Genomic DNA, 12349 nt, shown 5'->3' with positions numbered 1-12349 from the left:
TTTGATATACCTAAGATTACACACTAGAATTTATTTTGTCAATAACTTTTCAGAAAATTTAGATTTAACTAATTATTTAGCGTTTGTATTATGTGTCACAACAAGGATGATATAATAAAATCATAAAAAATTAATTTGAAAAAATATAATTAATACTGGAAGTAGGTGTCTAAAATCACAAATCCTGAAGATCAAAGATTACAATTAGAACCAAATGCGCAAGTCCAAAATATTAAAGTGAATTTAATAAAAGCCAATCCTTACCAACCACGTAAAACATTTGATGAAGCACGTTTAGAAGATTTAGCGGGTTCGATCAAAGTCCATGGTATTCTCCAGCCCATTGTTCTGCGAAAAACAATCAATGGTTATACCATTGTCGTGGGTGAGAGAAGATTTCGTGCTGCTCAAATTGCAGGATTGAAAGCAATACCTGCAATTATAAAATCATTAACAGATGAAGACATGATGGAATTAGCCATTATTGAAAATTTGCAAAGAGAAGATTTAAATGCAATAGAAGAAGCGGAAAGTTATCGCAAGCTTATGGATGATTTAAATCTAACACAACAAGAAGTGGCCCAGCGTCTGAGTAAATCGAGACCTTATATTGCGAATATGCTTCGCTTATTACATTTACCTGAAGATGTGGCAGATTTGGTCAGAGCAGGCACTATATCAGGAGCGCACGGAAGGACATTATTAACTGTAAAAGATACGCAAAAGATGCGTAACATTGCAAAGCAAACCGTCAAAGAATCTTGGAGTGTACGATACTTAGAAGCATATGTACATGAACAATTTGGAAATAAAGTTAAAAAGACGCATCCACCTGAACCTAAAGTAAAACCCAAATTGATTCAACAGCAAGAGCGTCAATTAAAAGAGCAATATGGAACAAATGTATCCATCTCTACAAATAATAAAAAGGGACAGGTTACATTTGAATTCAAATCTGAGGCTGAATTTAAGAGGTTAATCCATCAGTTAAATGATAAGTATCATAAATAATATCGACACGCAGTAAGTCCCTTGCAGTTTGATCATATTACTAAGGGGCTTATTGATTGTATGTATAGGTGATAAGGGTTCACTTACCTTTGGAATGAAGTGTTGCTCATAATCATAAAAATTTTAATTATTCTACATAATTTAAATTGTGTAGGAAAAAATATTACAATTTTGAGAAAACGTATTGTGATCATTTTGTGAAATTAAGGTGAAGTGATTGTAACTATTGGGATTGGGTACAATAATGGTGGTGAACGAGTAAATAGGAGGGGTTATATGTTAACTCAAGAAGAGATACAAACAATAAGAGAAACTGTTCCATTACTAAAAGAAAAAGGGCAAACAATTACAGCTGTTTTTTACAAGCGCTTGTTTGAACAACATCCAGAACTAAAAAATGTATTTAATCAAACGAACCAGAAAAAAGGCTTACAATCTTCGGCACTTGCTATGGCAGTACTAGCTGCAGCAGAAAATATTCAGGATTTATCACCAATTGTCCCAGCCATTATGCCAGTCGTTTATAAACATTGTGCATTACAAGTTAAGCCTGAACAATATGCAATTGTAGGTGAAAATTTAATTTGGGCGATTGAAGAAGTTACAGGGCTCAAAGATGAAGACCCAGTCATCCAAACATGGGTAAAAGCTTACGGTGAAATTGCAGACGCGTTTATTGGATTAGAACGTGAAGTCTATAACCAAATGGCGTGGGATGGTTTTAGACCATTTGAAGTGGTTGATATCACAGAAGAAACTGAAGAGATTAAATCATTTACTATCACATCAGCTGATATTGATTTGAGTCAATTTATTCCAGGTCAATATATCACTGTAGACATCGAAAGTGAAAAACTACCATACAAAGCTAAAAGACATTACTCTATTGTAGATGGAGATAAGGATTTCTTGACGTTTGGTGTTAAAAGAGATGTTACAGATGAGCATGAAGGAGAAGTATCAACCATACTACATGATGAAATAGCGATTGGAGATACCTTATATTTATCTGCCCCAGTAGGTGGATTTAAACTAGAGCACAAAGCCAACAAGCAACTATTTTTAGGTTCTGGGGTAGGCGTAACACCACTTGTATCTATGTACAAAGAAGCGGTAGATGCAGGGTTAAAAGCAACATTTATACAGTCTACAGCTAACGCTCAAAATATAGCTTTTGAAGAAAAAATTAAAGCTATAGCTAGCCAATCTTCACAAGCTGAAGTCATTAATCATTTACGTGATCAAGATGCACGCATTGATGGGGAACAGCTAAAACAATATATTGATGATGATACAGAAATATATGTCTGTGGAGGAGATACATTCCTAAAATCAATTATCGAGGAATTACGCACACTCGGTGTATCTATGGATAACGTACATTTCGAAACGTTCATTCCAAGATTAAGCTTTTCGGCTTAAAATTTTGTATATAATATAAAGCGCCGCAAACAATTAATATTGTTTGTTGGCGCTTTTTTGTTATGATTATATATAACATCATAGGCATAATTAGAATTATTATAAAAAATACAAAAATTTTAGAATTTTTTGTGAATAGCGTAACCACAGGGTTTAAAGACTTTAAAGAAATCCTAGTTTATTGTTATTATTTTTTAGAAATTATTATTAAGAACGCTTGAAAATAAGCGTTTAAAGCGCTTTAGTGATAGATTTTTGAAGCTTTTTTAAGAAGTGTTTAGTTTTAAATATGCACTTGACATAAAATTTTACAATCAGTAAAGTGTGTATCATAATTATTTTCTAATAATTCTAATAACGAAAATGTAGCGTGGGCAATTAAAGAGTACATTAAAGAGAAGGGGATGAACCCATTAATGTCACAGGGAAAAATTACGTATGAACATTTCAATGCAGAGGTTTTTGATTCATTGGATATTTCTGATGAAACAAAAGGTGCGCGAGAAGTTATAGCATGGGCCTATGAAACGTATGGAGATTCAATTATTTACTCATGTAGCTTTGGTGCAGAAGGTATGATACTCATAGATTTGATTTATAGCGTTAAAAAAGATGCGGAAATAGTATTTTTAGATACAGATCTTCATTTTCAAGAAACGTACGATTTAATAGATAGAGTAAAAGCGCGATATCCAGAATTGAATATTAAACTTAAGAAACCTGACCTTACTTTGGAAGAACAGTCAGAACAATATAACCCGGCGCTTTGGAAGAATGATCCCAACCAATGTTGCTATATTCGAAAAATTAAGCCACTTGAAGAAGTATTATCCGGTGCAACTGCTTGGGTTTCAGGCTTACGTAGAGAGCAGTCACCAAGTCGTCAAAATACAAACTTTATAAATAAAGATGAAAGATTTCAATCAGTAAAAGTGTGTCCATTAATTCACTGGACGTGGGATGATGTATGGGATTACATTAAGAAGCATGACTTACATTACAACGAATTACATGATTTTAACTATCCAAGTATTGGTTGTATTCCTTGTACAGCCGCTGTTTCAGGTTCTGGAGATTCACGTGAAGGAAGATGGAACAATTCAAGTAAAACCGAGTGTGGCTTGCATACGACGCGACCATAAAATAATACGCGCATATTTTTTTAAATACAAACCTTAGTAAACTAATCAGTTATATAGAGTTACTAATCGTTTTAATGTGCATATGATACTGCAAAGGTATGCCTTTTAACGGGAAAGGTTAAACCCGTCAATTCAGTGATTAAGTATTAAATAATTAAGAAATGAAAATAGACTATATGAGGTGAACTTGCTGTGAATTTATCTGTAACAAACAGTCCATTCAACGAAGAACAAGCAACACAACTGAATCAAATCATCCAAAATCTTACACCTGAACAACAGACATGGCTTAGTGGTTATTTAACTGCTAATCAACAAGCACTGGCTAATAGTTCAGCACCGTCACAACAAGTGGCAGAAAATGTATTGAATAATGAACCACAAGCTATGAGTGATAGACATATTACAATACTATATGGTTCTGAAACAGGAAATGCACAAAGTTTAGGCGAAATATTTGCAGATCGACTTGTAGAGCATAATTATACAGTCAAACTTAGTGCGATGGATGATTTTAAACCAAAAGACCTGAAAAAAGTAGAGGATTTATTTGTTATTTCATCTACTCACGGTGAAGGAGATCCACCTGATAATGCATTGTCTTTCCATGAATTTTTACACGGCAGAAAAGCGCCTAAATTAGAGGGCGTCAGATTCTCTGTATTGGCTTTAGGCGATGAGTCTTATGAATTCTTTTGTCAGACGGGTAAAGATTTCGATAAACGTTTAGAAGAGCTTGGTGCTGAACGTATCATAGAGCGACAAGATTGTGATATTGATTATGATGACATTGCCGAAAAATGGATGAACACAAATATAGAAAAGTTAAATAGTAGCTCAGGAGTTACGCAAACGGTGACATCTACTGAAACAGTACAATCTGCAAAAGAGAAACGTTATTCTAAATCAAATCCGTATGAGGCAGAAGTATTAGAAAATATTAACCTCAATGGTCGAGGTTCAAATAAAGAGGTTAGACATGTTGAGCTACTGCTTGATAATTACGGCGAAGAATATGAACCAGGCGATTGTTTAGTAGTATTACCACAAAATGATCCTGAAGTAGTGTCGCAGTTAATTGAAACATTAGGATTTGATGAGACAGTAGAAGTCACAATAAATGATGATGGAGATACATTGCCATTACAAAAAGCTTTGACAGAACATTTTGAAATTACTAAGTTAACCAAACCGTTATTACAAAAAGCAGTAGAATTACTAAATAATGAACAGCTAACAGCAAAAATAAACGATGCTGAATGGATTCAAGCATATATTGATGGTAGAGATTTAGTGGATTTATTCACAGATTTCCCTTCGGAGGCATTTAAACCTGAAGCGTTGCATCAACTATTGAGAAAATTGCCACCAAGAGAATATTCTATTGCGAGTAGTTACAAAGCAAACCCAGATGAAGTGCATATTACTGTAGGCGCGGTGAGATATCAAGCTCATGATAGAGATCGTAAAGGTGTTTGTTCAGTACAGCTTGCAGAGAGAGTGCAACCAGGCGATACAATTCCTATATATTTGAAGAAAAATCCAAACTTTAAATTCCCATTCGATGAAGAAACACCAGTGATTATGATTGGTCCGGGAACTGGAGTCGCACCATTTAGATCCTATCTACAAGAACGTGAGGAATTAGGATTAACAGGTCAAACTTGGCTATTCTTCGGAGAACAGCATTTTACAACCGATTTCTTATACCAAACAGAATGGCAAACGTGGCTTAAAGATGAAGTGCTTAGCAAACTAGATTTAGCCTTTTCTAGGGATACAGATGAAAAAGTATATGTGCAGCATAGAATTGCTGAACAAAGCGCAACCTTTTATGAATGGTTGATGAATGGCGCTAAATTATATGTATGTGGCGATGAAAAACAAATGGCGAAAGATGTTCACCAAACGATTCGCTATATATTGGAGCAAGAAGGCGGCATGTCTGAAGTAGACGCAGAAGCGTATCTTACAGAAATGAAAAAAGAAAAACGTTATCAACGGGATGTATATTAAGAGAAAGGAATGATAGCATGGCTGATCCGAATTTAAATTTTTCAGAAAAACTGGATGAAATGGAACGAATCAAAACGGAAAGTAACTATCTTCGAGGTACTATTGAAGAAGGTTTAGCAGATAGAATTACAGGTGCAATTGCTGAAGATGACACTAAACTTTTAAAATTCCATGGTAGTTATATGCAAGACGATAGAGATCTTCGTGATGAACGTCGTAAGCAAAAGTTAGAGCCAGCATATAGCTTTATGATAAGAGTGCGTGCTCCAGGAGGCGCTTCAACTGCAGATCAATGGATTGCGATGGATGATATTGCCAATACGTATGCGAATGAAACAATTAAATTAACAACGAGACAAGCATTTCAATTTCATGGCATTTTAAAAAGAAATTTAAAACAAACGATGTTCGATATTAACCAATCTTTATTAGATACATTGGCAGCATGCGGCGATGTTAACCGTAATGTCATGAGTAATCCTAACCCTTATCAATCAGAGGTCCACGCTGAGGTTAATCAAATTGCTAGTGATATCAGTCGACACTTGTCACCACAAACGCAAGCGTATCATGAAATTTGGCTTGATGGTGAAAAGGTATTGGATACAAGTGAAACAGAAGAACCACTTTATGGAAAAACGTATTTACCACGTAAATTTAAAATAGGTATCGCGGTGCCACCGTCAAACGATATTGATGTGTATTCTCAAGATATTGGGTTAATATCGATTCTTAAAGATGAAAAGCTTATTGGATTTAACATCACAGTCGGTGGCGGAATGGGAATGACGCATGGTAATACCAATACTTACCCACAAGTTGGGCGACTTATCGGTTACTTCCCGAAAGAACATGTGATAGATGTTTGTGAAAAAATATTAACCATTCAAAGGGATTATGGTAATCGACAAGAGCGTAAAAATGCACGCTTTAAATACACAGTTGACCGTTATGGCACGGAGTGGGTTACAAAAGAACTTAACAAGCGCTTAGGTTGGGAATTAGAAGCACCACATCCATATCACTTTGATCATAATGGAGACCGTTATGGTTGGACTGAGGGCAGTGGCAAATGGCACTATACACTATTCGTTCAAAATGGACGTGTAAAAGATACAGAAGATTATAAATTAAAAACAGCTTTAAGAAAAATTGCTGAAATACACACAGGTGATTTTAGACTAACGCCAAACCAAAATTTAGTTATTGCTAGTGTAGATGAAACGAAAAAACCTGAAATAGAAGCTATTATTGATGAATATGGTCTTACAGATGGCAAGCACTATACTGGATTAAGACGTAATTCAATGGCTTGTGTTGCATTCCCTACTTGTGGTCTAGCAATGGCTGAATCCGAACGTTATTTACCTTCACTTATTACTAAAATTGAAGAGCTATTAGACGAAGCTGGATTAAATGATGAAGAAATTACAATTCGTATGACAGGATGCCCTAATGGGTGTGCAAGACCCGCATTAGCAGAGATTGCATTTATTGGTAAAGCACCTGGAAAATATAATATGTATTTAGGAGCTAGCTTTACAGGTGATCGTTTAAATAAAATATATAAAGAAAATATTGGTGAAGAAGAAATCTTAGAAAGTTTAAGACCTATATTATTACAATATGCAAAAGAAAGAAATGAAGGAGAGCACTTTGGAGACTTTGTTGTACGTGCAGGTATCGTTGATAAAGTTACAGATGGCCAAGTGTTCCACAGTTAAAAATTGAGAAAGTGGTGACAGGATGGGCAAAGTATTTTTAGTAGGCGCAGGGCCTGGTGATCCTGATTTGATTACAGTAAAAGGCTTGAAAGCTATTGAACAAGCCGATGTTATTTTATACGATCGTTTGGTAAATAAAGCGTTATTAGATCATGCATCACCAACAACAAAGTTTATGTATTGTGGTAAAGACCCTAACCGTCATTCCTTACCTCAAGAAGATACAAATAAGTTACTTGTAAGTTTAGCGAAAAGAGGGCTTACTGTTACGCGATTAAAAGGTGGAGACCCTTTTATCTTTGGTAGAGGTGGAGAAGAAGCGGAAATATTGGCAGAAAACCATATTCCTTTTGAAATTGTACCAGGTATTACATCTGGCGTTGCAGCACCAGCTTATGCAGGAATTCCAGTTACTCATCGTGATTATAGTTCATCAGTTGCATTTGTTACAGGTGTTATTAATAAAGGCATAGACGAAGATTCGTATTGGAAACATCTTGCGCTCGGACCCGAAACACTATGTATATATATGGGCGTCAAAAAACTGCCTGAAATCAGTGCATTGTTGACTAGACATGGACGTCCTAAAGGTACACCGGTAGCTTTAGTCCATCTTGGTACATCAGAGTATCAAAAGACCGTCGTTGGCACGTTAGATAATATCGTTGAAGTTGCAAAAGATATTGAGAACCCAGCGATGATTGTGGTTGGAGAAGTCGTTAAACTTAGAGAACGTATCAGCTGGTTTGAAGAAATGCCAGTTGAAGAAGCAGTTGCTAAATTAACTTATCAATAATAGGAGGAATTAATATGAGAGGTGTCTTATATGTGAGCCATGGAAGTAGGGTCGCAGAAGCCGTTACAGAAGCCGTGTCCTTTATCGAATTAGTCAAAGCGCAAGTAGATGTCCCTTTGCAAGAAACGTGTTTCTTGGAATTGACAAGCCCCAATGTGTCTCAGGGGTTTCAACGATTGGTAGACAAAGGCGCGACTGAAATTTCGGTAATACCGGTCCTCTTGTTAAGTGCAGGGCACTATTTTAGAGATATTCCAGCTGAAATTGAAGCAAACCAATTAAAGTATCCATATGTCACTGTGACATATGGGGAGCCATTGGGTGTACAACATCGGTTAACTGAGATCCTTAAGCAGAGGATTGATGAAACCAACATAACACCGAACGAAGATGCAAAAATATTAGTCGTTGGTAGAGGAAGTTACAATCCCCAAACTCAGAAAGATTTGGCGACAATAAAGACACAGTTATACGAGATGAGTCATTTATCTGATATTGATGTTTGTTATTTAGCAGCTTGTAAACCGTCATTTGAAGATGCACTTGAAGCGGCAGTAAATGCAGGTCATTCTCAAATTTTCATCGTGCCATATCTTTGGTTCACTGGCATTTTAGAAAGACATATTGCAACAACAGTAGAGCGTTATCAAGTAGATAGTGATATCATTCTTTGTCATAAATTAGGACATCATGAACACTTGCAACAAGCATTGAAAGATCGCGTAGAAGAAACCTTTGAATATGTTACGTAATAATTAAAATCGCTATAGTTAAAGGGGAAATGACAGATGCCATTGATGCCATTAATGATTGATATATCAAAGAAGCATATTGTCGTAGTTGGTGGAGGACGGGTTGCTGAACGTAGAATAAAGACATTGATGACTTACTCAAAAGATATACATGTTATCAGCCCAACGGTGACTGAGCACTTGCAACAATTAATTGAATATTCTGATATAAAGTGGTCTGAAAAAACCTTTGAAGTTAAAGACGTAGAATATGCTGATTTGATTGTAGTAGCTACAAATGATGATGCTACAAACCAACGCGTTTTACAATCTAAACCAAGCCACGCAATGATTAATATGGCTAGTGAAGCTATGGCAGGAGATGTCATATTTCCAAGTATATTTCAACGAGGAAAATTAACGATTAGTATATCTACAAACGGAGCAAGTCCTGGTTTAACTGCGCAACTTTTAGAAGAATTTAATCAAAGGTTTGATCGTGATTATGAAACCTATGTTGATTTTTTATATGAATGCAGACAACGTATAAAGCGTAGTGAATTATCATCTTTAAAGCAAAAGCGCTTTTTAAAAGAAATTTTAGCAGATGATTATTTATCTCATCATAAACAACGTGAAGTTAGAAATTGGTTAGATTCAGTAATCTAAATTAATAGAAAGGAGTACGATGCATGCATAAATTATTTATATTTGCACTTGCTGGTTTTCTTGCACAATTGATTGATGGGTCCCTTGGTATGGGCTTTGGTGCATCATCTTCATCAATATTATTAACATTTGGTGTTGCACCAGCGATTGCTTCAGCGACAATTCATTTCTCTGAAATTGCGACAACTGCAGCCTCAGGTACATCACACTTAAAATTTGAAAATGTGCATAAGCCGACTTTAATTAAGTTAGCTATTCCGGGTGCAATAACAGCATTTATAGGCGCAGCGTTCCTAAGTAATATCCATAGCAATTTAATCAAACCATTTATTGCTGTGTTCTTATTAACTATGGGGCTTTATATCTTGTATCAATTCTTATTTAAAAGAAATGAGCAGCTTTCAGACGATATAAATCCCGACAAAGGTGGTCGTTTTTCTATGGTACCTCAAGGCGCGGTGGCCGGATTTTTAGATGCAGTTGGCGGCGGTGGCTGGGGTCCAGTTAATACACCACTCTTACTTGCTCAGAAAAAGTTAGAGCCTAGATATGCTATTGGTACTGTATCTGCAAGTGAATTCTTTGTAACGCTTTCTGCTTCTCTTGGCTTCATTATATTTTTAGGTTGGAGCCAAATTAATTGGGGACTTGTAGTGTCATTAAGTGTAGGTGGCATGCTTGCAGCACCAATAGCGGCATGGTTTGTCAAAATATTACCTATGAATATCTTAGCTGTATGTGTGAGTGGATTAATTATCTTTACTAACAGCAGTTCACTACTAAGTGTATTTAGTACAAGTACAACATTATCAGTAACGATAAAAATAGCACTTATTATCATTTGGATAGGGCTCATCACTTTTGCGCTATATCAAAATAAAAAACTACCTTTTTCATTATCTAAAAAAAAAGCTAACGTTAATGAATTAGATTAAAAACTTAAGAAGGAAGTGTAAACATGACAGTAACAAATAAAATTATTGAAAATACAATTAAACCACACGGTGGAGAATTAATTAATAGGCAAGTGGACCAATCAGAAAAAGAAGCATACATTGTAGAAGCCAAATCTTTACCTTCAATTACGTTAAATCCTTGGAGTTTATCAGATTTAGAGCTCATCGCTATTGGTGGTTTTAGTCCGTTAACAGGATTTATGAATAAAGCAGATTATACAAGCGTTGTAGAAAATGTACACCTAAGTAATGGGTTAGTATGGAGTATTCCAATTACATTACCTGTAACTGAAGATGAAGCAAACCAACTTGAAATAGGCTCACGTGTCGCTTTATATGGGGAAGATGCACATCTATATGGTGTACTTGATTTAGAAGAAAAGTATACATATGACAAAGAAAAAGAAGCAGAATTAGTATACGGAACAACAGATGTAGATCACCCAGGTGTAAAGAAAGTTTATGAAAAAGGGAATATTTATCTTGCAGGTCCTATTCATTTGCTTGATCGTCCTAAACATGATGAATTTGTTGATTACCATTTAGATCCTGCAGAAACGAGACAATTGTTTGCTGATTTAGAATGGAAAACAGTCGTAGGCTTCCAAACACGTAACCCTGTGCACCGTGCTCACGAATATATACAAAAAGCAGCATTAGAGTCAGTTGATGGTTTATTATTAAATCCTTTAGTTGGTGAAACAAAATCAGATGATATTCCTGCTTCGGTACGCATGGAGAGTTATGAAGTCATCCTTAAAAATTATTACCCAGAAAATAGAACACGATTAGTTATTTATCCAGCAGCTATGAGATATGCAGGGCCAAGAGAAGCAATATTACATGCAACTGTTAGAAAGAATTATGGTTGTACGCACTTTATAGTCGGCCGCGATCATGCTGGGGTGGGCGATTACTATGGTACTTATGAAGCACAAGAATTAATTTCAAAATATGAAGATGAATTAGGTATCCAAATATTGAAATTTGAACATGCATTTTATTGTAAAGCTTGTGAGAATATGGCAACCGCTAAGACATGTCCGCATGATGCGTCTTCACACTTGCATCTTAGTGGAACAAAAGTACGTGAAAAACTGAGAAATGGGGAACCACTACCTAAAGAATTCTCAAGACCAGAAGTTGCAGCAGTACTAATTAAAGGATTACAAGAGAAATAATAATTAAGGGGTGTAAAGATGAGTACAGTTAATAATATTACTTGGCATAATTCAGAAGTGAAAAAAGAAGAGCGACAACATCGTAATAAACATAAAAGTGCTGTTATTTGGTTTACTGGATTATCAGGTTCTGGGAAATCAACGGTTTCTGTAGAACTAGAAAAAGCGCTATTTAATCAGCAAGTCAATACGTATCGCTTAGACGGAGACAATGTTAGACATGGTCTTAATAACAATCTAGGATTCACCCCAGAAGATCGTAAAGAAAATATTCGACGTATTGGTGAAGTAAGTAAATTAATGGTGGATGCCGGACTAATAACTGTCACTGCATTTATTTCGCCATACCAAGAAGATCGTGATGCAGTTCGTGCCTTGTTAGAAGATGATGAATTTATAGAAATTTATACACAATGTAGCTTGGATGAATGTGAAGCAAGAGATCCTAAAGGGTTATATAAGAAAGCGAGAAGTGGTGAAATACCAGAATTTACTGGTATCAATGCACCTTACGAAGCACCATCTAACCCAGAAATTGTAATAGATACTGAGAATAACACGGTAGAAGAATCGGTACGTTATATTATTTCTTATTTAAAATCACATGCATATATTAAGAATAAATAATTCGTTTAAATGAGAGGTAGCAACACAAGTATCGAATACTTATGTTGCTACCTCATACTTTGTGCGATGGAATA

Annotated in this window: 11 protein-coding genes; all 11 read left to right on the top strand. The window is 35.6% G+C overall.

What is annotated here, in order from left to right; all coding sequences use genetic code 11:
- Positions 1-174 precede the first annotated feature (174 nt).
- The 11 genes from QMO72_RS12805 (at position 175) to cysC (ending at position 12275) form a co-directional block, all read left to right on the top strand.
- Entirely contained in the window at positions 175-1011 is an 837-nt protein-coding gene (locus QMO72_RS12805) for a ParB/RepB/Spo0J family partition protein (protein WP_103267123.1), read from the top strand.
- Between the two features lie 276 nt (positions 1012-1287).
- Positions 1288-2433, top strand: coding sequence for a globin domain-containing protein (locus tag QMO72_RS12800; RefSeq protein ID WP_103267103.1), 1146 nt, complete (start codon positions 1288-1290; stop codon positions 2431-2433).
- Positions 2434-2849: 416 nt separating this feature from the next.
- On the top strand, positions 2850-3575 hold the full coding sequence (locus QMO72_RS12795) for a phosphoadenylyl-sulfate reductase (protein WP_046836960.1): 726 nt from the start codon (positions 2850-2852) through the stop codon (positions 3573-3575).
- 192 nt (positions 3576-3767) lie between these two features.
- Positions 3768-5591, top strand: a complete 1824-nt coding sequence (locus tag QMO72_RS12790) for an assimilatory sulfite reductase (NADPH) flavoprotein subunit (RefSeq protein WP_103267104.1) — start codon at positions 3768-3770, stop codon at positions 5589-5591.
- A gap of 17 nt (positions 5592-5608) precedes the next feature.
- Positions 5609-7315 carry an NADPH-dependent assimilatory sulfite reductase hemoprotein subunit gene (locus tag QMO72_RS12785; RefSeq protein ID WP_103267105.1) on the top strand — a complete coding sequence of 569 codons (1707 nt, stop codon included), beginning with the start codon at positions 5609-5611 and terminating at the stop codon, positions 7313-7315.
- A 22-nt stretch (positions 7316-7337) separates the two neighbouring features.
- Positions 7338-8111, top strand: coding sequence for a uroporphyrinogen-III C-methyltransferase (gene cobA, locus QMO72_RS12780; RefSeq protein ID WP_103267106.1), 774 nt, complete (start codon positions 7338-7340; stop codon positions 8109-8111).
- A gap of 14 nt (positions 8112-8125) precedes the next feature.
- Entirely contained in the window at positions 8126-8863 is a 738-nt protein-coding gene (locus QMO72_RS12775; protein ID WP_103267107.1) for a sirohydrochlorin chelatase, read from the top strand.
- 36 nt (positions 8864-8899) lie between these two features.
- Positions 8900-9511: an NAD(P)-binding protein gene (locus tag QMO72_RS12770; RefSeq protein WP_103267108.1), complete on the top strand. Its 612-nt coding sequence runs from the start codon at positions 8900-8902 to the stop codon at positions 9509-9511.
- A 23-nt stretch (positions 9512-9534) separates the two neighbouring features.
- Positions 9535-10446, top strand: a complete 912-nt coding sequence (locus tag QMO72_RS12765; protein ID WP_069824639.1) for a sulfite exporter TauE/SafE family protein — start codon at positions 9535-9537, stop codon at positions 10444-10446.
- A gap of 23 nt (positions 10447-10469) precedes the next feature.
- Entirely contained in the window at positions 10470-11648 is a 1179-nt protein-coding gene (gene sat / locus QMO72_RS12760) for a sulfate adenylyltransferase (RefSeq protein ID WP_103267109.1), read from the top strand.
- Positions 11649-11666: 18 nt separating this feature from the next.
- Positions 11667-12275: an adenylyl-sulfate kinase gene (cysC, locus tag QMO72_RS12755; RefSeq protein ID WP_103267110.1), complete on the top strand. Its 609-nt coding sequence runs from the start codon at positions 11667-11669 to the stop codon at positions 12273-12275.
- The last annotated feature ends 74 nt before the right edge of the window (positions 12276-12349 follow it).

It is taken from the genome of Staphylococcus casei (assembly GCF_030294405.1).
GTDB classification, from domain to species: Bacteria; Bacillota; Bacilli; order Staphylococcales; family Staphylococcaceae; genus Staphylococcus; species Staphylococcus succinus.
The sequence above is the reverse complement of the archived record's forward strand: the minus strand, read 5'-3'. Positions and strand labels throughout refer to the sequence as shown.